The following is a 23,324-nucleotide window of genomic DNA, read 5'->3' as shown; positions in this document are numbered from 1 at the left end:
ATTTCAGCATCAGCTCAATGTAAATAAGTTGTGCTTTGGTTGGCATGCCATCATTAATGCCCCCTCGATGGCATCGTATTGAGGGGGGACCAAGTAATCTTGAATCGTGTCTGAAAGCCAAGGTTGGATGCGTTCTCCGATCCCCCCCATTAATGCGATCCGCTGTGCGCCTTTTTGAACGAGGGCACTTAAATACATTTCAATATCTTGAGCGGTTTGAGTCAGTAAGCTTTCTGCAAATACATCACCTTGATGAGCACAGGCAAAAATTTGTGGGGAGAATTGGCCATAATCACATGGACGAGCGGTTTTAGACCAAGTGACGATAGCATCGATATCATGCTTAAAATGTGTCATCACTACTTCTGTTATTGGGCTGGCAGGGTAGATACCATCTTGAACCAATAGACTGTGTTGAATCAGCCTAAGTCCCATAATGGCGCCACCTCCTAAGTCGGAAATCGGAAATTCACGGCCACCGACCACATGTTGCTTACCTTGAGTTAATAGAATGCCGCAAGATCCAGTGCCAGCGATCATGATCGCGCCATCTTGTCCTTGATGTGCGCCTAAGCACGCGCCATAAGCATCGGTATTGAGTACCACACTGGCGAAAGGGTGTGGCAGTGACATAAATTGTTGCCACGCACTTTCTTGTTCTGCCGCCGCGAGAGCGAGTCCTAGATGCATGCGAGAAAAGTCATCACGGGATAACCCAGCTTGTTGGGCGGCGATCGTGATGGCTTCAATGATTGCGCTCATTGCCACTTCAACACCTAGCAAGATATTGGCGCTGCCGCTTTTACCTTCACCCAGAAGTTGACCTTGGTTGTCTCTAATGCGCGCTCGGCAAGATGTACCGCCGCCATCAATACCGACCAATAAATCACTCATCATTGGTCTCCATTGCTGATTCTGTTACTGCATATTGTTGTGCCATGATTGCTAATAAATACCATGCACCATGTGGGATCCATTGTTCGCCCCAACGCCAGTTTTGCAACATGTCATCTTTTTGTGGCTCAGGATTAAACGCAATATCCGCTTCATCATCAAAGCCTGCGGTGATGCCGTTGCAAACCCCACCTTTGGCATTAAAGAAACCAAGCTCAGGAAGATAATCAGGGTTATTGTGACCATGCCCATCGAGCATACACATGTCGTATGGATTCAAACCTAAAATCCAATCGAGTGAGGACTGAGCATAGCTTTGTAATTGCTGTTTCAACTGCGGATCTTGCAGATAAGGCTGTACTAAATTCGCCATGGCAGAAAGTGAGCCAAGTCGTGCATTTTCGCCTTGCCACCAATAGCCAGATTCATTGTGATGAGCAATAAAGAAGGCGTCACGTTTATCGCCATCAACCGCTTTCACGTACTGACGAGGGTAGCCAAATGGGTTCGTAACTTGTTGGCTAATGGTGAGCTCAAAGCGCACGGCATTTTCAATGACCGATAAACAAGCTTTACGCAGGGAGTCATCGCTTTCAATTGCTAAATATTCAGTGAGAGCTATCGTTGGTAATCCTGCTTCGGCCGCATGAAAATAAGGTCTTGAACCATCTTGGTTGGCTGACCAAAAGTTTTCAAAGTTACCATCACTACATTGACGTAGAATCAGTGCTTGAGACCAGCGACGAGCTTCGGATAAGTAAAAACTATCTTGAGTGCTACGATAAAGTTCAACGCTGGCAAGTAGGGCACAATATTCGTCGATGATATTTTCAGTGCCATCATTAAGATATTGTTGATTGTGTTCGATTAAGTGCTGATAACCTTTGCGCGCGCAATCTAAATAGGTTTCCTGACGGTATTCACCCGATTCATTAAGGCGTGATGCCGCTGCGAGTGCTGCAATAGCAATGCCGCCACCTTGACGGAATCCGGCTTGGTAATCTTGACCTTTATGACCTTCTTGGGTTTCATAGGCGCAGATTTCACGTTGAGCGGTATCTTTGCTCCACTTATCAAATACCGTCATATAGAAGAAACCTTGTGGGCTTTGCATACGCACTAAGAAGTCAGCGCCAAACAAGGCCTCTTCGGTTAAACGAACTTGAGAGAAGGCGGCAAAATCATCGTGACTTTTAGCAAGATTTAAGCCTTTGAGCATATTCCATACCACCATCGGAATCTGCTGTGGATTTAGGTAATTGGCATACGAAAGATGGCTTAAGTATTTACTGACATCGCCCGAGGCGTCATACCAACCGCCATGTACATCAACGGTGTGTTGTGCCGATTTATCAGAGCCTAATAGTGGGGCATTGCGATCTTGTTTATCAAACTTGCCACCGCAACGCTGAGACTTAAAGTAATGCAATACATCAGAGAAGGTCTTTTTGATTAAAAGATTATTTTGGATCTCAAAACAATGGGATTGCACAGAATCGATGGACAGCAAGTAGCGACCCGCTTTAGAGAAGCGAGAAAAATCGATGTGATAAAAAATGCCCTGATGCCACTGTGCTACCTTGCCGGCGAACGTGACGGGAAATTGAGCTTCCACTTGTTGAGTGTCCGCATTAATTAACTGGACTGTGGTGGATTTGATTTCAGATTGATCCGTTTTTGAGGCAAGTACGACCGCATTTTTGCTACTAAAGCATGAATAACCAATATGGTTGATGAGAATTTGCATATCTGCTTCAAGCCTCCTGGCCGTTGCTGTGAAACGATAAAAAATCACCAGCACAGACCACATTCAAATAGATTTTGGGCATATCAATCTGACGGTTGTTTATCAGATTGATATGCAGTTTAAAAAAGAGAATTAATCTTCAAAGAGGTAACAGCGAACAAAGTGGTTTTCTGCTAACTGAGTGACGCCTGGCATTTTTTCACGGCATTTATCAGTGGCATGTAAACAACGCCCTGCAAATGGACATCCAACAGAATCTGGAGTCCAAAGTGGTATCTCACCTTTATTGCCTTTTAACTTTTCATGAATAGACTTTTTAGGATCCGGAACCGCAGACACTAGTAGTTGAGTATAAGGGTGCTGAGGATCGTGAATGATGTCATCGGTATCGCCCCATTCCACCATGTGACCGACGTACATTACGGAAAGATCTTCCGCAATATAACGCGCAGTGGCGATATCATGGGTGATGTAAAGCAGCGACATTTGCTTTTCAAACTTCATCTCTTCCATCAAGTTGAGTACCCCTGCTCGAATCGATACATCGAGCATAGAGGTTGGCTCATCGGCTAATACCACTTCAGCACCCACCGCAATGTTGCGTGCTAAGTTGACACGCTGACGTTGACCACCGGAAAGTTGGTGGGGGAATTTTGCGGCAGTTTCTTTCGCTGGGTTAAGCCCAACTTGTTCAAGCAATTCGTATACACGTTCTTGCAGTTCTTTTTTATTGCTGCTTTTTACCTTGTTATGAATAATCAATGGACGCGCAATATGATGAAAAATGTTGTGGGTTGGGTTTAGCGATCCAAACGGATCTTGCCACACCATTTGAACCCCTTCGCGATAGTGCATAAGGTCTTGGCGCTTTTTGATTTCTTGAATATCTCGACCTTTATATTCAATCATTCCGGCTGTTGGCGCGTACATTTTGGCAATCATTTTGGCGGTTGTGGATTTACCGGAACCTGATTCGCCAACGACGGCTAAACCGCGACTTTTGTACATTTTGAATGACACGTCATTGATCGCACGCATCATAGGTTGCTTGAGTGAATTACTCGTAATTGGAAAATCTTTAACGAGGTTCTTCCCTTCAATCAGTAATTTTCCGTATTTATTTGATGAGCTCATAATTGTCTCCAGCTTCTCGCTAATTCTTTTTCTTTAGGCCGTTAGTCACACAACTACACTTTCGCTTGAAATATCGGCTCACCATATAAATGGCAGTTCGATAAGCGACCTGGTTCAATTTGGCGTAATTGAGTAGGAATATGTCGACAAGTATCATGAACACGCTCACAACGAGCCTGGAAACGACAACCTTCAGGTATTTCTAATAGGTTGAGTGGGTTACCGGGAATCCCAGTCAACTTAGTCTTTGGCCCGGTTAATGGTGGGAAAGAAGACCCTAGTCCTTTGGTGTAAGGGTGATACGGCGACTCTAAAATTTCTTTTGAAGGCGCCACTTCAATTAGCTCACCTGAGTACATGATGCCTATTCGATCTGAGAATTCGACCATTAAGGATAAGTCATGGGTGATGAACAAGATTGAGAAACCAAACTCTTCTTTCAGCGCGTATATTTTCTGTAAAATTTCACGTTGAACCACAACATCCAGAGCGGTTGTTGGTTCATCCATGATGATCATTTTAGGATTAAGCGCTAATGCAATCGCAATGACTAATCGTTGACGCATCCCACCAGAGAATTGGTGAGGGTAGTCACCTAGACGATCTGGATGAATATCAACAATTTCCAATAGACCTTCTGCGCGTTTGCGTGCTTGCTCACGAGTCATATTGGTATGACGCATGATCACATCGCAAAATTGCTCTTCCATCGGTAGCACTGGATTTAATGCATTCATGGCACTTTGAAATACCATTGACATCTCACTCCAGCGGAAGCTTTGGATACGTTGCTCGCTGTATTTTAAAATATTCTCGCCGTTGAAGATCACTTCACCACCGGTGATAAATGCTGGTGGCTTATGTAAACGCATGAGTGAGAACGCGACAGTGGATTTACCACATCCAGACTCACCAGCAAGGCCAAATACTTCGCCTGGAGCAATGTCAAAACTGACGTTATTGACCGCGCGGACATCACCAGCATCCGTGATGTAGTCAACACATAGGTTGCGAATCGAAATTAGCGGTTCTTGGTTATTTATCGTTGTCATATTATTTATCTCCGCTCCAAACAGCATTTTGCGGTGGTAATTCAGGCTCGCGTGCTTTTTTGTCTTGCTCAGCAATCCTCTTCCAGCGCTTCATACCTTTGTGAGATCGAAGCTGTGGGTTAGCCACTTCATCAACTGCAAAGTTAAGCATTGCTAGGCCAACCGCTAAGGTGGTTAAAGCTAAACATGGGGTAATTAATTCCCACCAAGCGCCGACCAAAATGGCTGAAGAGGTTTGTACGTTATAAAGCATAATGCCCCAGCTGATGGTGTTTGGATCCCCAAGCCCTAAGAATGAAATCGTTGCTTCCATCATGATGGCGTACATCACTGAACCGATGAAACTAGCCCCTACGATAGAAATTAGGTTAGGTAGAATTTCCACGAAAATGATTCGAAATGATGATTCACCTAAGACTTCTGCCGCTTTGACAAATTCTTTCTCACGTAGCGCTAAGGTTTGGGAGCGAATAACCCTTGCGCCCCAAGCCCAAGAAGTACAACCAATAATCAGTGCAATGGTTAGTGGGCCGGCTTCACCGATAAAGGCGGCAAGGACAAATAGCAGTGGGTATTGTGGGATCACCAGCATGATATTCATCGCAGCAGTGAGAGTGTCATCAATTTTTCCGCCAAAGTAGCCAGCTGAAACACCAATAATGGTTGCGAGGAAACACACCACTAAGCCTGCGCCAAAACCCACACCGAGAGAAACTCGAGCGCCATAAGCTAATTGAGACCACACATCACGACCCATACGAGTTGTGCCTAGAACATGATCTTCTTTCTTCGACATGATCATGGTGCGACGATCGTTAGCTAGATTCTGTGCTATCCAGCCATCTGGGCTTTGTTTCGCCATATGAGTGACCACACTTGGGTACTCATGTGGGTTACCTGTACGACGGTCAGGTTCATGCTTAGTAATTAATGGAGCAAATACCGCCATTAGGATGAAAACGGCCAATATCACTACGCCAAACATGGCTTTCGGGTTACCTGAAAGTAATTTTATGAGTGCTTTCATGATTATTTGCCTCCCTTACGTAGGCGAGGATCTAGCACGACATACAGCATGTCGGCGAGTAAGTTAAAGAACAGCATGAATAAGGTCATGATAAGAAGTTGCCCTTGAAGAACTTGGTAATCACGAGCATTGATGGCGTTAAATAACACGCTGCCAAGACCTGGATAGTTAAAAATGATTTCTACAATAAGCTGACCACCGATTGCCATGCCCAATGACATCGAAAGCGCGGTGACACTTGGTAACATGGCGTTACGAGCAGCGTAGTTGAAAACGACACGGTTCTCGCTGAGGCCTTTGCCTTTCGCCATCGTGATGTAATCTTCATTTAGAAGGTTAATCATGTTGTTACGCATATTGATTAGGAAGCCGCCAATCTGCACTACCGAGGCACAAAAGAGAGGCAAAATAGCGTGCCATGCGACATCTTTGATAAATTGCCAGCTTGTCCAGTCGGGAGTGTTACCTGCTGTATAAGCATAACCAGTTGGGAACCAACGTAAACCAACCGCAAATACGAACATCGCTAGCATAGCGATAACCACTTGTGGAACGGCTTGAATCACTAACATTCCTGGTGAAATAAAGGCATCGTATTTACTGCCACGTTTCCATGCTGCAAAAATGCCCAGAATTGAACCGATAGAGAATGAGAAAATAACCGCAGTACCAGCTAGAAATAGTGACCAACCAAATGCGCCACCAAGTAGCTTTTCAACTGACAGAGGATAAAACTGGATAGAGGTACCTAAATTCCAGCTAAAAATGTTTTTTATGTAGGCAAAATATTGCGCGATAATACCGCCATCGACAAAGCCTAATAGCTCTTTCATTGCTGCGATACGTTCTGGCGTGACTTGAACAGTGGCATGTGCAAACATCATGGTCACTGGGTCACCTGGCATGGCTCGAGGAATCGCAAAATTAATCGTGGCAGCCACGACCAGCGCGATAAAATAAAATCCTAAACGTTTTAAGAAAAATCCCATAACTTACACCTTAACTTTCCCAGATTTTTTGGCCTGACTCTGGTTTCAGGCAGTCTATTTCAGACAAAGAAATCCCCTGACGCTGAGCGCCATACATTTTCGTATCAAGAGGGGAGTTTAAAAGCGGTGCACTGCTAGCAGTGGAATTGAGTGCACCGCAAGGTTTTTACATCTTACTTAACAGGTTTTAGGTCTAGTACTTGTAGTAGACGCTCTGGAATACCAGCCCAAATGTTTGGACGACCTTTCGGGTTTTTCTCATTCCACCAACCAGTAAAGCGCTTGGTGTTGTACTGGAACATGTATGCACCAGACATTACCGGAATCGTTACTTGGTTTTCTGCAATGATCTTCTGGATTTTATGAGCGATGTTTAGCTGCTCATCTTTATCCGCTGTTTTGTAGAAGCTGTTGAGTAAGTTGTCTAGCTCTGCATTTTTGAAGAAGTGCATAGCAAAACGTGGCATACCGTCACCGCTTTGTAGTGCTGAGTTGTAAGCTGAGTTCCAGTAAGTGTATGGATCCGCACCGTGGAAGTAGTTAGTGTAAGCGACGTCGTAATCACCCTCTAACATTGCTTGGTTATAAACCGCAAATTCAGGAGTACGAGCTTTGGCTTTAATACCAACATCTTGTAACTGTTCAACCGCAAGCTGTACCGTGTTGTTAAAGTCGGTCCAACCATTTGGTGATTGAATCAATAGTTCGAAAGACTTACCAGATGGAGTGTCGACAAACCCATCACCATCTTTATCTACGAAGCCAGCTTTCTTCAATAATGCTTTTGCACCTTCAACGTTATAAGTGTTGTATTTCTTATATTCGTTGTGAACTTTCTCATCAGACCAGGCTTCAAATGCATAACCTAGACCTGAAGCGAAATCATTTGGTGTACCGCCACCGTAGAAAGCGATGTCGATAATCGTTTGACGATCTAGCGCCATAGAGAATGCGCGACGGAAATCAACGTTAGTCAGGGCTTCTTTCTTCGCAGGATCTTTTTCTGCAAAGTTAACCATAAACGCTTGTGTACCTGATGGCGGGTACCAGTAGTGGTGATTAGGGCTTACTGATGCGTAAGTTTTATCGATATCTGGTACGAATGAAGATGTCCAGTCAAGTTCAGAGTTAACAATCTTGCCAAGTAATTGGTCATTGTTAGCAATTTGTGGGACACGTAAACAGTCAACTTCTAGATTGTCTGCATCCCAGTAATTAGGGTTACGACATTGGATGTAAAGCTGTGGAGTAAAGGTGTCAATATCAGTAAATGGACCTGTACCCACTGGGTTTTCGTTAGTGAAGCTGGTTGGATCTTTTACGTCTTTCCATACGTGCTCTGCAACGACTGGCACTTTAGATATTTCGTAAGGTACGTTTGAGTTTGCTTCTGTTAGGTGGAAGATAACTTGATAGTCACCTTTTTTCTCAACACTTTTTACCCATTTGTTGATGCCTGATTGGTCTAGTGCTGGGTATTTTTTTACTAGGTTGAAAGAGTACACCACATCGTTAGCTGTGAATTTTTGACCGTCAGACCATTTTACGCCTTCACGAATATCGAAAGTAACCGTCATTAGGTCATCAGACATTTTGAAATCTTTAGCAAGACGCATAACAGGCGTATTACCGTGCATTTCATTAAATACAACTAAAGGTTCGTAAATAAAATCTGTGGTTGTATGTAGGTTGGTTGCACCCAAGTATGGGTTAAAGTTACGAACGAATGTAGGGTAAAAGTTTGGTACTACCGTTAGCTCACTTCGTTCTGCTGCAGTGGCTATCGAAGTAAAACCAGTTGCTGCGACAGAAAGCACTGCTGCGGCGATTGCTGTTTTCTTGATATTGGTAAGCATAGCTGTTCCTTACTTTTGCTTTTGTAATTAGCTTAATAAAAAGGAATGTCATCAATTGATAAACACTCGCTTAAAACCTACCTCATCAATACCGCTTCATTTTAGTGAGAGTGAAGTTTATACACTCAATGTGGTATTTCTGAGTGGCCCGTAGGTCTTTGGCAATACAAGAAAACACCTTAGCGTTGAAATCGTCAATTTCTATTCTCGTCAAAAACGTTAAAAGAAGGGGTTTTAACGTCAAAAACGTAAAAATAAACTCTGAATGGTGTTTTTTTATTTTGGTTTTAAATGTGATTATGCTCACGTAGTATGTTTTTTTTATGTGTTGGTGTGAGTGCTTACTATCTTTTTATTTTTTTATTATCATGCTTTTTATTGTGCATTGTTTATTTGTTGATGATGATCACGTTGAAGATTCACCCTTTGTTTTCAATGGAAAAATAATATTGCCAATTTGTTGTGAGTAGGTTCGCATTACCCGTAATAAAATAGAGTTAATGGTTTTAAAAGCATCAATTAGATTAAAAAACAACGCATCTTTGTCGTTTGTTAAATGGTTTATTTTCACTGTAAATTAAGTTTTGAGCTGTCGAATCCCTGATTACGGATAATGAATATGATGAGTTGACAGAGGTTATCTCACAATAGGCATATTCATTAATGTAAATGGTTTGATGTTGATTGTGTGGCAGTATTGAGTGGCTTTTTATCATCTAGGTTGGTATTTGATGTGTATAAGTGCTTACTAGACATCGCTGGAGATTCATAAGTCTTATTTGGATTAAGGCCCTATATCCTGTTATTTACATAGAGTCATCTGATTGATTTGTTGCTTTCTAGCAATAAAAAGAAAAAGTCCACGCAGTTAACCGTGGGCTTAAGTCTTGTAGGCATCCCGTTTAGCTTGTAATTAAGGTTTGTAGTTTATCTCGGCAAATTAATAAGTGTTGGCGTTGAGACGTTTCAGAAGACGTGTGCTGTAAGATATAGTCTATGGTATTGAGCACAGTGCGCCAACGAGGCGTTTTAGGTAACGTTTCTATTCTTAAGTACTTATCTAAAGTACGCGTTTGTAAGGTGCTACGATCAAGGTATACACGCCATAAGCCACTTTGTTCGGCTAAGTTAAACTTGGTTTTTCCGGTATCCGACTCCCAATAATCGAGCGCGGTATTCATGGTGTCGACCAAAATATCACGCATGATTTGCTGTTTATCTTCACTCTTATGTGACACTTTATCGGCTAAACGAGTGAACTTTCCTCCTAGCTCTTTGAGTTGTTGAAGCTTATTTTTATCGCCTTCAAATGCATAACTGGATAATGCCTCAATGGCGGTTTCTAGATTATCGATGCGTTGAGCATTGACACCGCCACCGACATTAAAAATATACATGTATTTTAGCCCTGAGCCTTCTGGGAGGGTTAAAATATCAGTTGTGATGTGTTCACGTTTATCATCAATAAAGATGTCAATTTCGCCACAGAAATGTTCTTGAGTGGTCTTAAGGTATTTAGGGGCAATAACTTCATCAGCTTGAGAGCGTTTTAGTTGTTCTGGTGTACGTTTAAATAGCTTGGCGGCAGAATCATTAGCAAAGCGTATTCGGCCATCTTCTCGTATACATATTATTGCTTCAGGAGCGGATTCTAATTGTTCTAATAGTCGCCCTTGAGTCTCAAGTAAGCTTGCTTCTACTTGCTCTCTTATACGTAATTCTTGCTGTAGCTGGGCGTTTTCAAGTCGACGAATTTCTGCTTTGCTGGCGGTTAAGTGGGCACGAATACGGGCGGCGAGTTCTTGCTTATTAAATGGCTTAGTTAAGTAATCATTGGCCCCGCAATCAAAGCCTTTGACTCTATCACTGGTTTGACTTAAAGCCGTTAATAAAATAATAGGTAATTGGCCATGGTCATATTGCTTACGAATATCTTGGCATGCTTCATAACCACTCATTCCAGGCATCATGACATCAAGAAGCACTAGCTCTGGTTTTTCTTTTTCAATCAGCTGTATTGCTGTCATTCCATCGGTTGCAGTACGAACTCTATACCCCTCTAATCGTAAGAAACTATCAAGAATTTGCAGGTTAACGGGTTCGTCATCGGCAACCACTAACAATGGGCCATCTGGGTTCTGAGGTAATGAAGAATCGTCAATGTTGACAAAGTTATGCACATCAGGCGCTTGAAAGTGAGAATGTAAATCATCTTTTTGATAATGATTAATTTGTGCTTGGTTTGCCCCAAATTCAACTCCGAACTGCGACATTTGTAATTTCAAGCAGCCAACATCATTTTGCTAAAAATGACGGCTGGTTGCTTGAACCCTAAACACTTCTTTGGACGATAATTTATCCGAAGTTGGGCTCGCTCAACTTCATCATCACTCACCGACCGTAAATCTGTTCCTTTCTTGATATATTGTCTCAACAGGCCATTAGCATTTTCATTAGCACCGCGCTCCCAAGAACTATAAGGGTGAGCAAAATACACATCGGTTTCTAAGGCTTGTGCTACTTCCATATGACCCGCAAATTCTCTGCCATTATCGGCCGTTATAGTATGAACAAATCGTTTGTATGGCCGTAATAAGTCTATCGTCGCTCTGGTCACATCTTCTGCTGATTTTGAAGGCACTTTTTTTACTAAATAAAACCGTGTGGCTCGCTCTAAGATTGTGACAATAGCGCCCGTACCATGTTTACCAAGAACTGTATCAATTTCCCAATCACCAAAACGTGTACGATTATCGACATCTTTGGGTCTTTCATCTATTGAAATGGCATTTTTTATTGCGGGAGCTTTATCTTTCTTGCCTCTTCTATAGCGTTTATGACCTTGGCGTAAATGACGAAACAGTTTACCGCCTTGCCGTTTATTGCAGGCAATAAAACGGTAAATCCATTCATGACTGACTTTTTCTCCAATACGAGTAAGAACGTGAGATATTTGCTCTGGACTCCAGTCTTGCGTTATTAAAAACTCAATAAATTCGACACGTTGTTGCGGTACTCGATACTTAGATGCGTTTAATCGCTTTGCCCTAGATAGTTGCTGGGCTGTATCTGGTGAATATTGTTCTTTTGTACCGCATCGTCTCAACTCTCTATAGAGAGTTGAGCGGTGACATTTTACGGTTTTGGCAATTTCAGAAATTGAAATTCCCTGTTCTAAAAGGGCAGAAATCTGGTATCGTCTTCCCTCGGTCAACTGCTGATAATTCATGGTAGTCCGCTTGTTTCTTTGGCGAGAAGAGCGTACCACTTTCAGCAGTTGGTTTCCTCTTCTACACCATTCCATGAATGTCGCAGTTATTATCTGAAATCAGGGCTATTGGCAGTGAAAAACTGAAGGTAGTGCCAACGAATGGCTGGCTACTGACGTATAGTGTTCCACCCATTAATTCAATCAATTGACGGCTAATAGATAGCCCTAGTCCGGCTCCTTGACGGTAACGACTCGCATCTTGACCCGCTTGAATCAAAGGCTCAAAAATATGCTCTAGTTGATCCGCGGGGATACCTTGCCCTGTATCGACAACTTGGATTCGAACTTTTTGTTCTAATATGGTGGCCGAAATAATGATCTTACCTTCAGAAGTATATTTGATCGCATTACCCACGAGGTTATAGAGCACTTGTTCTAAACGTTGAGCATCTGCTAATACTAGAGGCAACTCTTGTGGTGTTTGGTTAATAATACGAATCGGCTTACTACCAAGAAGATGCTTGGATAGCTCTAATACTAATTGGGTTGTGGCCGCGAGATCGACCGTGGTGGTCTGAATATCAAGGTTGCCATAACGCATTTTATGGTAATCCAATAAATCATCGACCAGAGTCGCTAAGCGTTGGCCACTATTAATAATAATTGAAAGTTGGTGCTTTTGATTAGCCGGAATAGGACCATTTGCCCCAGAATTTAAAGCTTCGGCAATTCCGACCATGCCATGCAATGGTGTTCTGAGCTCGTGAGAAGTCGTAGCTAAAAACTCATCTTTTAATTTGTTGGCTAAATGCAATTCTTCATTTTGCTGGCGTATGATTTTAATATTCTCTTCTAGTTTCGTATTTTGATCGCCAATTAACTCAATTTTATCTTTGATCGAGCGTTGCATGCGAGCAAAGCTAGCTGCTAATCGGCCTATTTCATCCTTACGGTCAATGCTAATGATGTCTTGTGATAGATCACCGGCTGATACCCTTTCGGCTACCCAAGTTAATTTTAATAAAGGGAGAGTGATGAAATTGGATAAATAGTGAGAGCAGATAAACACCACAATGATTCCAATGAGCATCACGATATAAAAAATATGCTTTAGTTGCTCCACTCTTGAATAGGCTTCTTTTTCTGGCAATTCAATGACCAATGCCCACGTTTTACCTTTAATCTTTATTGGCGCATAAGCGGCGATGATTTTTTCATTAAGTGTATTACTAAAGGAGTCTACAGAAGTTTCACCTGATAATGCTTTGCTGATCACCTCAGCACTTGCACTAATTTGTTCCGTCGTAATTCCTTGAATTTTTGGTTGATTATCGCTACCGACTAAAAGCTTAGTCACGTCTTTGTTGTTATCTGTTACCGTGTTGGTTAGTGCCGTACTTGGTAGCTTAAACATGGCATAGCTGTGTAGATAGCCCTGCTGAATGATTGGCGCTCCGAGCCACAGAACTTGTTCTCCATTTTCTGTTGAAAAATCAGACAGGATAACAGGTGTGTAGTCTTCATTATTTTTACGAGATTCTTTGACGGTTTCGGTTAATTGTTTAAAGGTTTTCCCTAAGCTTGAGTCTTTATATTTACCATTAAGGAGATTAGTACCAAATTCATCGTTCTTTTTGACGGAATACGCAACATCACCACCTAAGTCGACTAATAAAATATCGCTGAAATCTGAGCGTTTTAAAATATCAACGTATGCCCAATGGTAGCGTTTGTGCAGTAATCGATACCGCTCTGTGCTGGCAAAATTAGCAGAATCAGGTAGTACCGATGTTTTGATCTGATCGCCTGAGCCAGGAATGTAACGCTGCTGTGCATTTTCTCTTGCTTGTTCTGGTGTGTCGCCTAATTTGTTAAAAGCACTGATCAGGCCGTAAAAGCGGCCGCCACTAGCGTAGGCAAGCTCTGAGCGGACCATGCCCATCACTTCCGATTCTTTAGATTTTAAATAATCGTTAATTTGTTGTTTTTTCGTGTCGCGAACTGATGTCAAATATGAGGTACTTTGTTCTTGCAGGTCTTGGCTATGTGAATGAAGGAAAAACAAGCCGATAATGGTTAAAGGCGTAAGACTTAAAACTAAAAAAGCCACCATTAAGGTGTGCTGAAGTCTTTGAAATTTATGAGTCTTATTAAGTTTTAACATGATTTTACTGCTGGCCCATTTTGAATAGATAACCTGATGAATTCACGACCTTGACGGCCGATAGGTTTAATAAAGAAGTCATAGTATAGGTGATATACCTTTTTACTATTTTATACGCGAATAGTTAAGCAAACTTGATTTTCGACAGCAAAAAAGGTGATCGACCACTATGAATGCCGAGAAAATGTCAAAATGAGAGATAGGATAAGGTTGATAAAAAACATGATGCTGTGAGAATCGATGATTCAAGCATCATGTTTATTTGGGGGGTGATAATGATGTTATTTTTTTGTCGCAGAATAAATCGAGAATTTAGTATTTTTATCGAGAGTTTGGTATTCGTCAAAAGCTTTATGGATAATCGATTGGTATTTTAAGAAGTTATTGGCCACGATGATCATCTGCCCCGCATGAGATAAATATTGCGGTGCTTGTGATAGTAACATTTCTGCTGCTGAATAATTGGTATCTAACCCTGAGTGGAAAGGGGGGTTGCTGATCAAATAATCATATTTTCCAGTGATATCGGAATAAATATCGGAGGCAAATACTTTCCCATTTAGTCCATTGGCTTCTAAAGTCGCCTTACTAGATTCAATTGCTAGAGCACTGATGTCACACATCTCAACTGAAATACTCGGATTTCGAGTGGCCATGACGCAACCAATCACACCAGCTCCGCAACCAAAATCTAAGACTCGCCCTTTTAATCTTGGGAGGGTTTCTAGGAGCAGTTCGCTACCTTTGTCAAACTCGCCATGGCTGAATACGCCCGGTAAGCTTTTAATTGTTAGGGTATCTTGTCCAATTGTGAGAGGGTAGCTTTTATACCATTCAGCTAATTTAAATGGTTTTGCAGCGGCTTTGGACTGACCCCAATAAAATGAGCAGCGTCTGGCTGAATCGTATTTTTTGACAATGCCGTATTGGCTAAACATTTTTTCAATACTCTTGACGCCAGAACGGTTTTCTCCAACAACACAAATTTCAGTATTAACGCCAAGTTTATCCATTAGCATTGCGAGTAAGTATTCGGCTTCTGCTTTGGCTTTGGGCCAATATAGCAGCAACATATCTGCTTTAGTGTCGTGTTCTAATTGTGCCCCAAAGTAAGATTGAATATTCGTATGTTGTTCAAATTGCTTGTGATAGCCATAGTGAGTGGTAAAAATGGATACTGATTCACAATGCTTGGCCAATTCGAGACAGAATAAATCTTCAGCTTCACCAGCAATTAATACATGCTTGCCGTGAAAGTATTCGAGTTGACGTTGTGCAATTTGACTTGGCGCAGTGTACGAGGACATGAATATTCTACCTAGTAATAAATCAGGCTTGATTTTCGCATAATCAAGCCTGGATACCAATCGAAACAGTGTGATGTTATTTTTATAGTGTTAGCTGTTGTCCTGCATATTGAGGAAGTGCTTAAATTCTTCTTCGTACATTTTAAATAGCACAATGGTAATGGCGAAAATGAGTGGTCCGTAGATCAGCCCAATCAAACCAAATAATTGAATCCCGCCAAGCAGTGCAAAGAAAATCATTAAGGTATCCATGCCAGCGCTACCTTGCATTAACAATGGACGTAATAGGTTATCAATAGAGCCTATGACCACAATTCCCCATACGACAATGAAAATAGCCCAACTGATTTCTCCGGTGAAAAATAAATAAGCAGCTGCTGGAACCCATACCAATGCAGTCCCGACGACAGGAATAAACGAGGCGGCACCAATCATGGTGCCTAAAAATAGGCCCGGTAACCCGACGATCCAAAAAGCTAATCCACCAACGATCCCTTGTGCTATAGCGGTTAAAAACGAACCTAACACAGCCGATTTTGAAACTTGCTCAATTTCACTTAATAGACGATCTTCTTGGCTACGAGAGAAAGGTAATATGTGTCGAATAGCATTAAATAGCTTTTCTTGATCGCGTAACAGGAAAAATAAGACAAATAACATTAAGAAGAAATTCATGATGAAGTTGGTTGCATCACCAAGAATGCCAGCACCAACCGATACCAATGTTGAGCCAAATTGTGATACAAATTTGGCGGCTCGTTGAGCGATTTCTTGAGGCTCAATATTATCAAATGGTAAGTAGTGATTAATAATGCTGAGCCCTTTTACTACGTAAGGTTCCGCGAGTACTTGTTGGATTCCTCCTTGAGTAGCCCATGTATAAACCGTTTGCGATAAATGAGCCCCTTGCTGAATGATAGATGCAAAAATAGCAAGTAAAGGAAGCACTATCACAAAGGTCAATAATAAGCAGGAAAGAAAAGCGGTACTATTACGATGGTTTGGCCAACGCTGGTTTAATTTATTGTGTAATGGAAAGGTTAATAGCGAAACAATAAATGCGATAACAATCGAGTTTATATAAGGTGTGATTAATAAATAACAGGCATAAGCGGCGCAAAGTAGGGCAATGATCAGCACCCAATGTGTGGCTGTCATCTTGAATTTATTGGGCATGGATCTTCCTTGCTTAGTGATATTAATCAGGAGTATGTTGTTACCGTCATGGGTAACACCTTAGTTATTATAATGGCGATAATTGATGGTGTGATCAATCTAAGATTTTTGGGTACACTGCTTTTATTAAAGCGACGGGGGTAAATATGGGTTGTTGTGATAATAAAAAGAGCTGTAAAACTAAATCGAAAAAGCCAATTCCATGGTTTGCGATTTTAGTGTCAATATTAGCTATACTCGTTGTTGTCAATTGGCATTAATTTTATTCGATTAACTTTATTGCCCCAAAAAAAGGCGTTAGATGGACTCTAACGCCTTTGCTTTATTCATATTTTGTTTTTTATATGGCTTTATTTATCTTGCGCCATAATTGCAAAACAACGATCAGCGGCTTCAAGTGTGGCTTCAATTTCACGAGATGAGTGAGCCAGAGACATAAAGCTTGCTTCAAATGCTGAAGGAGCAAGATAAATACCGTGCTCTAACATTAAGTGGAAGAAACGCTTAAAGCGCTCGGTATCACACTTGGTCACATCTTCGTAGCAAGTAATGTGTTTTTGATCGGTAAAAAAGAAGCCAAACATTCCACCAACACGATTAACGGCAAATGGAATACCATGCTTTTCAGCGGCTTTCTTTAAGCCTTTGGTTAACTGTTTTGTTCGCTTAGCCAGACGAGCTTCATTCTCTTCGCCTTTCAGTTCTTTCAAACAAGCGAGGCCTGCCGCCATTGCGATTGGGTTGCCTGATAAAGTACCCGCCTGATAAACCGGACCGGTTGGTGCGATATATTGCATGACATCTTTACGACCACCGAAAGCACCGACAGGCATACCACCACCGATGATTTTACCTAGTGTGGTTAAATCAGGCTTAATATCGTAGTAGTCCTGTGCGCCACCTTGAGCAACACGAAAGCCCGTCATGACTTCATCAAAAATCAGTAGTGCTTTGTGCTCATCACAAATGTCACGTAGACCTTCTAGGAAACCTTCAACTGGCGGGATGCAGTTCATGTTGCCGGCAACCGGCTCTACAATAATACAAGCGATTTGCTCTGGATTTGCTTCAAATAATGCACGTACAGAATCTAAATCATTAAAGGTGGCGGTTAAGGTGTGCTTAGCAAAATCAGCCGGAACGCCTGGAGAGCTAGGTTGGCCTAGAGTCAATGCACCAGAGCCTGCTTTTACTAATAAGCTATCTGCATGGCCGTGATAGCAACCTTCAAATTTTAGGATTTTATCTCGACCGGTAAACCCACGAGCTAAACGAATCGCACTCATGGTGGCTTCTGTACCAGAGCTTACCATGCGAAGTTGTTCCATCGATGGCACCATCTCTGAAACTAATTCTGCCATTTTGATTTCAGTTTTGGTTGGAGCGCCAAAGCTTAGTCCACGCTCTGCTGCTTTAATCACTGCATTACGAATTGCAGAATTATTATGCCCAAGGATCATTGGACCCCAAGAGCCAACATAATCAATATAAGCTTTGCCATCGGCATCAAAAATTAATGCACCATCAGCACGTTCAATAAATAGGGGATCACCGCCCACACCGTTAAAGGCTCTTACCGGAGAGTTAACGCCACCAGGAATGGTTTGTTGGGCTTTTTGGTATAGTTCAGCAGATTTGCTCATGCTCTATCCTTAAATAATGCTATTTCTTTGCTGCTCTATGGGCTGAAAAGTCAGAGCTCGAGCAGATGAGATAATTTCAGTCGCATTGTATCTAAGCTGACGAGTTTTGCACTTTTTTCACCGAGGTTTTTGGCTATGGTGGGAATTTTCGGAGAAAAGATCTAGTTTTTAGTAGAAAAAAGCCAATCCAGTTTTATTCTTGCTGAAACTCGTCCCTTGATGTTACTTAGGTATAGTTTAATTTTGATTAACCTACGATGAATACTTGAACGATAAGGTCAGGTATTAGATAATCAAGTTATCTGAAATTCATTTCAATGATGAAGTGTGTTCTACCCAATCGTCGTGCCAAGTAAATACCTTGGTAACAACGCTAATGAGAGAGGTCGTCATGAGCGATGAGCAATTACCATTATCTTTTTCTGACACTGCAGCGTCTCGCGTTAAGGTGCTGATTTCTGAAGAAGAAAACCCAGATCTAAAATTGCGCGTGTATATTACTGGTGGCGGTTGTAGTGGTTTCCAATACGGTTTTACTTTCGATGAGAACGTGAATGACGGAGATACCACGATCGTCAAACAAGGCGTTACATTGGTGGTTGATCCAATGAGCCTTCAATACCTAATTGGTGGTGTGGTTGATTATACCGAAGGCCTTGAAGGTTCTCGTTTCTTCGTTAACAACCCGAATGCGACAACTACATGTGGCTGTGGTGCATCATTTAGCGTGTAGTTTTCAAAAGTTGAATGCTTAGACTGTTGAATTGATAGAATAAAGTTCAAATAAAAGCCCAATTGATTCTTCATCAATTGGGCTTTTTTATCTCGATAGAAAAGCTGAGATATAAATCGTTTATTACTTTCCTTGGGCAATTAAGCGATGATCGTATTGCTTTAATTTATCCAGTTGTTGTTTTGCTAAAGCAATAAAACGCGTTTTCTTTTCTCCGGTGAGAGACCTAGACTGAGGTAAATCAACCGTCCTTGGATTTTTATGAACGCCATTGACGAGGAATTCATAGTGTAAATGAGGGCCGGTTACTCGCCCGGTTCCACCTAATGTGCCAATAGTGTCACCTTGTTTTACTCTTTGCCCTGTTTTTACTAAACGCTTTTTCATGTGTAAATACTTGGTGATGTAGGTGCTACTATGGCGTAAAAACACGTAGTTACCGTTAAATTGGTTATAGCCTGATTTTTCTACAATGCCATCACCAGCAGCCCAAATTGGAGTGCCGACCGGCGCAGCATAATCGGTGCCTCGGTGAGCCACGACTTTCCCTGTTACAGGATGGCGACGAGTTGGGTTGAAGTTAGAGGTAACTCGACGAAAATCAATCGGTGAGCGTAGAAAGGCTTTTTTCATTGCTCGGCCATTTTGGTCGTAATAGTTGCCATCTTCAGGGTTTAAAATAGCTTTAAACGTTGTACCTTGGTTGGTGAACACGGCGGCGAGAATGTTACCACCGCCAATGTTTTGACCTTCAACAAATTGCTCTTCAAATAACACTTCAAAATGATCACCAGAACGAATATCGAGAGCAAAGTCGATATCCCAACCAAAAATCCCCGCAAGCGACATAATTTGATTTGGTGTTAAACCTGATGTGATTGCCGCGTTCCAAAAGTTAGAAGTAATCGTCGCTTCAGAATGGTTGAAATGTTTTTTAATTTCTTTCTTTTCTATATGAGAGCGGAATCCATCTTTTACTTTGGAGATACGAAATGATTCATAAGCCGAGATAGGGCGGATTAATTGGGTAAATTGATGCTCTTCATCGAAGCCAAAGATAAGTTTATCACCTGGGCGCAAACGGGTGAGTTGTTGCTCAATTTGTTTATCCGATGAGACGAGTTGATAGAGTAGTTGAGCTGATAAACCAATACGATTAAAAAGTAATGCGGTGCTTTCACCTGGTTTTACGGTGTAGGTTTCCCAATCGGTAAATACTTTGGGGGGGCCTTGTGGCGTTAATATATCTTCTGGAATGCTGAGAGGGTAGTGTTTCCCAATTTGTAAACGCGGCTCATGGGTTGTTAACTCGTCCATATTAGGCAAAGAAAACGCAATAATAACGGTTAAAGCACTGACCAAACCGATCAGAGATTTATGAATAAGAGGTAATTGACTGATGAATGCACGCATTATTAAGAGTTATTCTGTCATTAAGGCAATAAATTGCTCGGAAAAATAAGATGAACCAGTCTAACTGGTTTCCAAAAACAGCGCTATTGCGTATTATGTTCTGATACGTATTTTTACAGAATTGTTGGGAGTAAACCTGAATGTCGAGTATTGAAGCGGCACTGGCTGAAATTAAGCGTGGTGTAGAAGAGCTAATTCCAGAAGAAGAACTGATTGCCAAATTAAAAGAAGGCCGCCCTTTAAGAATTAAACTTGGTGCCGATCCAACGGCACCAGATATCCATTTAGGTCATACCGTTATTTTAAACAAGTTACGTGCATTCCAAGAGCTGGGCCACGAAGTGACTTTTTTAATTGGTGATTTCACTGGTATGGTCGGTGATCCAACGGGTAAAAACACGACTCGTCCACCGTTGACTCGTGAAGATGTTTTGGCGAATGCGGAAACGTATAAGCAGCAAGTCTTTAAAATTCTAGATCCTGCAAAAACCAAAATTCAATTTAACTCTGAGTGGTTATCTGAGCTTGGCGCAGAAGGCATGATTCGTCTTGCGGCCAATCAAACGGTAGCTCGTATGCTTGAGCGTGATGACTTTAAAAAGCGTTACTCAAACAATCAGCCAATTGCAATTCATGAATTTATGTATCCTTTACTTCAAGGCTACGACTCTGTTGCGATGGAAACCGATGTTGAGCTTGGCGGTACTGACCAAAAGTTCAATTTATTGATGGGGCGCGAACTACAAAAATCCAATGGTCAAAAACCGCAAGTGGTATTGATGATGCCTTTGTTGGTTGGTTTAGACGGTGAAAAGAAAATGTCTAAATCGGCACATAACTATATTGGTGTGAGCGAGTCGCCAACTGAAATGTTTGGTAAAATCATGTCTATTTCTGATGTGTTAATGTGGAGCTACTACGAGTTGCTTTCATTCCGCCCATTAGAAGAAATAGAACAATTTAAAGCGGATGTTGAAGCGGGTAAGAACCCTCGTGATATTAAGATCCTATTGGCGAAAGAAATCATTGCACGTTTCCACAGTGAAGCCGATGCAGATGCCGCTGAGCAAGAGTTCATTAACCGTTTCCAAAAAGGTGCCATGCCAGATGAAATGCCTGAGTTTGAGTTTGAAGCTGGCACTGCTATTGGTAATGTATTAAAAGAAGCAGGTTTAGTTGGTTCAACCTCTGATGCAATGCGTATGATTCGTCAGGGCGCCGCTAAAATTGATGGTGCTAAAATTGAAGATACGAAATTAGTACCAGAAACGGGTACCTCGGTATATCAAGTAGGTAAGCGTAAGTTTGCTCGTATAACGATAAAGTAATCTTGTCGATTGATACTAATGAAAAGGGAGCTAATGTGCTCCCTTTTTCGTTCTTTACGATGTCGATTATCTAAAAGGATTATCCTTTCATTGATAAGGTTGGCAAAGATAAGTGCCAGCGTATTGCCGCTAAGCGAATGCTTAATGTTGAGACGACCCCGAGCAAAAATGCGGCTTGGGAAGATAGGCCAAAATATAAAGCAAGGGTGTGAATGATTCCTCCGACAATACAAGCGGTCGCATAGATTTCACTGCGCAATACCATCGGAATTTCACGGGCAAGAATATCTCGAATAATCCCGCCGCCGCAGCCGGTTAAGACTCCCATGATCACTGCAATCATCATTGAGTCTTGTAATAACAATGTTTTTTCAACGCCAATTCCGACAAATACTGCCAAGCCAATAGCATCACATACTGGCAAAATATACCAAGGTAGTTGTTTAGGTTGTCTAACCAGTAATAGTGTTGCTAAACAGGTAATAAAGATAACCCATAAATAATTATTATCGATAATCCAAAAAACGGGAGTTGCCCCTAACATCATATCCCGAATCGAACCGCCACCAATAGCGGTCACGCTGGCGAGTACGACCATACCAAAAGGGTCCATTTTCAAACGAGCCGCGAGCAGTACTCCTGAAATGGCAAAGATGGCAGTGCCGAATAAATCAAAAAAATACAGTAGGCTGATATGCATGAAGTGTTTTCTTAGTCGGTATCGATGTAGGTTAACGTTGGCGCTGATTCTACTGGTAAAAACCGCTTACGCCAAATGGTTATTTAGCGTACGTAGAGCGTGCTTGATCAAAGTAATCACACACTTGCTTTATTGCTTTTAAGCTACGCATAGTTGGGCGTGATGACCAATCTGGGTTAAGTGACCAAACAAAATTGTTTTTTACAGCGGGAATGTGTGGCCAATTTTTCCATATAGTGTCAGTTGTTGTCGCCGCCTGAGGTGTGAATATTACATCGGGTTTAAGCGCGATGACTTGCTCAACGCCAACTTGTGGATAAGCGACGGTATTATCGGTCAATATATTCTCCCCACCACAGAGATGAAAAATATCGGTCGGCCAATTAGGTGTGGTGACTGACATCATCGGCTTTTGACTAAGTTGATAAAAGTAACGAACCTTAGATTGAGTCTGATATCGGGCTCTTAGTTGTTCTAAAGTTGCGTCGAAGATATCTGCATTTTTCTGACCAATTGAGGGATCACTCGCCCAAAGGCTGAGTTGTCTAAGGTTTTTAGATATGTCATCTAAGCTATCAATGGATGAGTAGTATATGGGAATACCAAATTTCTCTAGTTGTTCAAGTTCTCGTGAACTGGCGTTCTTTTTCCAAGCGATCACTAAGTCAGGCTGAAGCGCTAAAATACGCTCCAATTTGATACCTTGATAATTAGCGACTTGTTCTATTTTTTGAGCGGCTAATGGGTAATCACTGGCTTGGCTAACCCCAACGAGTTTCGGGCCTAAGCCTGCGGAATAGGCGAGTTCAGTCGCATGTGGAGATAACGTTATTACACGTTGTGCAATGTGAGGTGATAGATTTTCAGCAAATGTGCTAGGGACGAAAAAAGTCGCTAGCAAAATAAAAAGCGCTAAAGCACGGGAGTACATATTTAATTATTACCTCATC

Annotated in this window: 16 protein-coding genes and 2 pseudogenes; 2 read left to right on the top strand and 16 right to left on the bottom strand. The window is 41.8% G+C overall.

The features are described from left to right. Window positions 1-9 precede the first annotated feature (9 nt). The 13 genes and pseudogenes from VRUMOI_RS10355 to hemL all read right to left on the bottom strand — a co-directional run bounded on the left by VRUMOI_RS10355 (window position 10) and on the right by hemL (window position 18,200). On the bottom strand, window positions 10-894 hold the full coding sequence (locus VRUMOI_RS10355; protein WP_089138478.1) for an N-acetylglucosamine kinase: 885 nt from the start codon (window positions 892-894) through the stop codon (window positions 10-12). Beyond that, window positions 887-2,641, bottom strand: coding sequence for a glycoside hydrolase family 9 protein (locus VRUMOI_RS10350; protein ID WP_089138479.1), 1,755 nt, complete (start codon window positions 2,639-2,641; stop codon window positions 887-889). The genes VRUMOI_RS10355 and VRUMOI_RS10350 overlap by 8 nt, the downstream gene beginning before the upstream one ends. A gap of 132 nt (window positions 2,642-2,773) precedes the next feature. Further along, entirely contained in the window at window positions 2,774-3,775 is a 1,002-nt protein-coding gene (locus VRUMOI_RS10345; RefSeq protein WP_089138480.1) for an ABC transporter ATP-binding protein, read from the bottom strand. Between the two features lie 53 nt (window positions 3,776-3,828). Further along, the gene (locus VRUMOI_RS10340) at window positions 3,829-4,827 is read right to left on the bottom strand and encodes an ABC transporter ATP-binding protein (RefSeq protein WP_089138481.1); all 999 of its coding nucleotides are present in this window, start codon (window positions 4,825-4,827) and stop codon (window positions 3,829-3,831) included. Between the two features lies 1 nt (window position 4,828). Then, window positions 4,829-5,854, bottom strand: coding sequence for an ABC transporter permease (locus VRUMOI_RS10335; RefSeq protein WP_089138482.1), 1,026 nt, complete (start codon window positions 5,852-5,854; stop codon window positions 4,829-4,831). Window positions 5,855-5,856: 2 nt separating this feature from the next. Continuing rightward, on the bottom strand, window positions 5,857-6,843 hold the full coding sequence (locus tag VRUMOI_RS10330; protein WP_089138483.1) for an ABC transporter permease: 987 nt from the start codon (window positions 6,841-6,843) through the stop codon (window positions 5,857-5,859). Between the two features lie 173 nt (window positions 6,844-7,016). Continuing rightward, the gene (locus VRUMOI_RS10325; RefSeq protein WP_089138484.1) at window positions 7,017-8,699 is read right to left on the bottom strand and encodes an ABC transporter substrate-binding protein; all 1,683 of its coding nucleotides are present in this window, start codon (window positions 8,697-8,699) and stop codon (window positions 7,017-7,019) included. Between the two features lie 902 nt (window positions 8,700-9,601). Then, window positions 9,602-10,903: pseudogene (locus VRUMOI_RS10320) on the bottom strand (response regulator); the annotation flags it as partial. Between the two features lie 77 nt (window positions 10,904-10,980). After that, on the bottom strand, window positions 10,981-11,928 hold the full coding sequence (locus VRUMOI_RS10315; protein WP_110410617.1) for an IS30 family transposase: 948 nt from the start codon (window positions 11,926-11,928) through the stop codon (window positions 10,981-10,983). A 103-nt stretch (window positions 11,929-12,031) separates the two neighbouring features. After that, window positions 12,032-14,074 (bottom strand): annotated as a pseudogene (locus VRUMOI_RS10310) (ATP-binding protein); the annotation flags it as partial. Between the two features lie 281 nt (window positions 14,075-14,355). Then, window positions 14,356-15,381 carry a 16S rRNA (guanine(1207)-N(2))-methyltransferase RsmC gene (rsmC, locus tag VRUMOI_RS10305; RefSeq protein WP_089139181.1) on the bottom strand — a complete coding sequence of 342 codons (1,026 nt, stop codon included), beginning with the start codon at window positions 15,379-15,381 and terminating at the stop codon, window positions 14,356-14,358. A gap of 90 nt (window positions 15,382-15,471) precedes the next feature. Further along, on the bottom strand, window positions 15,472-16,557 hold the full coding sequence (locus tag VRUMOI_RS10300) for an AI-2E family transporter (RefSeq protein WP_089139180.1): 1,086 nt from the start codon (window positions 16,555-16,557) through the stop codon (window positions 15,472-15,474). A gap of 350 nt (window positions 16,558-16,907) precedes the next feature. Beyond that, window positions 16,908-18,200: a glutamate-1-semialdehyde 2,1-aminomutase gene (gene hemL, locus VRUMOI_RS10290; protein ID WP_089139179.1), complete on the bottom strand. Its 1,293-nt coding sequence runs from the start codon at window positions 18,198-18,200 to the stop codon at window positions 16,908-16,910. Window positions 18,201-18,591: 391 nt separating this feature from the next. Between hemL and erpA the strand changes: the two genes are divergently transcribed. Then, window positions 18,592-18,933, top strand: coding sequence for an iron-sulfur cluster insertion protein ErpA (gene erpA, locus VRUMOI_RS10285; RefSeq protein WP_089139178.1), 342 nt, complete (start codon window positions 18,592-18,594; stop codon window positions 18,931-18,933). A 123-nt stretch (window positions 18,934-19,056) separates the two neighbouring features. Here erpA and VRUMOI_RS10280 read toward each other — a convergent pair whose 3' ends face one another. After that, window positions 19,057-20,346, bottom strand: a complete 1,290-nt coding sequence (locus VRUMOI_RS10280; RefSeq protein WP_089139177.1) for a peptidoglycan DD-metalloendopeptidase family protein — start codon at window positions 20,344-20,346, stop codon at window positions 19,057-19,059. 140 nt (window positions 20,347-20,486) lie between these two features. Between VRUMOI_RS10280 and tyrS the strand changes: the two genes are divergently transcribed. Then, window positions 20,487-21,674: a tyrosine--tRNA ligase gene (tyrS, locus tag VRUMOI_RS10275; RefSeq protein ID WP_089139176.1), complete on the top strand. Its 1,188-nt coding sequence runs from the start codon at window positions 20,487-20,489 to the stop codon at window positions 21,672-21,674. 79 nt (window positions 21,675-21,753) lie between these two features. On the opposite strand, the gene VRUMOI_RS10270 is transcribed toward tyrS, so the two are convergent. Both VRUMOI_RS10270 and VRUMOI_RS10265 read right to left on the bottom strand, forming a co-directional pair. Then, window positions 21,754-22,374: a TRIC cation channel family protein gene (locus VRUMOI_RS10270; protein WP_089139175.1), complete on the bottom strand. Its 621-nt coding sequence runs from the start codon at window positions 22,372-22,374 to the stop codon at window positions 21,754-21,756. A 79-nt stretch (window positions 22,375-22,453) separates the two neighbouring features. Continuing rightward, complete coding sequence (locus tag VRUMOI_RS10265; RefSeq protein ID WP_089139174.1) at window positions 22,454-23,305, bottom strand: helical backbone metal receptor; 852 nt, start codon at window positions 23,303-23,305, stop codon at window positions 22,454-22,456. Window positions 23,306-23,324 lie beyond the last annotated feature (19 nt).

The organism is Vibrio rumoiensis (genome assembly GCF_002218045.2).
In the GTDB taxonomy this organism is placed as follows: Bacteria; Pseudomonadota; Gammaproteobacteria; order Enterobacterales; family Vibrionaceae; genus Vibrio; species Vibrio rumoiensis.
Note: the sequence above shows the minus strand (reverse complement) of the source record. Positions and strands in the feature narration are given on the sequence as shown.

Bases quoted from the DNA above. Each gene is read 5' to 3' on its own strand.
- rsmC (WP_089139181.1), bottom strand. From the start codon at position 15,381: ATGTCCTCGTACACTGCGCCAAGTCAAATTGCACAACGTCAACTCGAA.
- VRUMOI_RS10345 (WP_089138480.1), bottom strand. From the start codon at position 3,775: ATGAGCTCATCAAATAAATACGGAAAATTACTGATTGAAGGGAAGAAC.
- VRUMOI_RS10330 (WP_089138483.1), bottom strand. From the start codon at position 6,843: ATGGGATTTTTCTTAAAACGTTTAGGATTTTATTTTATCGCGCTGGTC.
- VRUMOI_RS10350 (WP_089138479.1), bottom strand. From the start codon at position 2,641: ATGCAAATTCTCATCAACCATATTGGTTATTCATGCTTTAGTAGCAAA.
- VRUMOI_RS10300 (WP_089139180.1), bottom strand. From the start codon at position 16,557: ATGCCCAATAAATTCAAGATGACAGCCACACATTGGGTGCTGATCATT.
- VRUMOI_RS10355 (WP_089138478.1), bottom strand. From the start codon at position 894: ATGAGTGATTTATTGGTCGGTATTGATGGCGGCGGTACATCTTGCCGA.
- hemL (WP_089139179.1), bottom strand. From the start codon at position 18,200: ATGAGCAAATCTGCTGAACTATACCAAAAAGCCCAACAAACCATTCCT.
- VRUMOI_RS10315 (WP_110410617.1), bottom strand. From the start codon at position 11,928: ATGAATTATCAGCAGTTGACCGAGGGAAGACGATACCAGATTTCTGCC.
- VRUMOI_RS10325 (WP_089138484.1), bottom strand. From the start codon at position 8,699: ATGCTTACCAATATCAAGAAAACAGCAATCGCCGCAGCAGTGCTTTCT.
- VRUMOI_RS10270 (WP_089139175.1), bottom strand. From the start codon at position 22,374: ATGCATATCAGCCTACTGTATTTTTTTGATTTATTCGGCACTGCCATC.
- VRUMOI_RS10340 (WP_089138481.1), bottom strand. From the start codon at position 4,827: ATGACAACGATAAATAACCAAGAACCGCTAATTTCGATTCGCAACCTA.
- VRUMOI_RS10280 (WP_089139177.1), bottom strand. From the start codon at position 20,346: ATGCGTGCATTCATCAGTCAATTACCTCTTATTCATAAATCTCTGATC.
- erpA (WP_089139178.1), top strand. From the start codon at position 18,592: ATGAGCGATGAGCAATTACCATTATCTTTTTCTGACACTGCAGCGTCT.
- tyrS (WP_089139176.1), top strand. From the start codon at position 20,487: ATGTCGAGTATTGAAGCGGCACTGGCTGAAATTAAGCGTGGTGTAGAA.
- VRUMOI_RS10265 (WP_089139174.1), bottom strand. From the start codon at position 23,305: ATGTACTCCCGTGCTTTAGCGCTTTTTATTTTGCTAGCGACTTTTTTC.
- VRUMOI_RS10335 (WP_089138482.1), bottom strand. From the start codon at position 5,854: ATGAAAGCACTCATAAAATTACTTTCAGGTAACCCGAAAGCCATGTTT.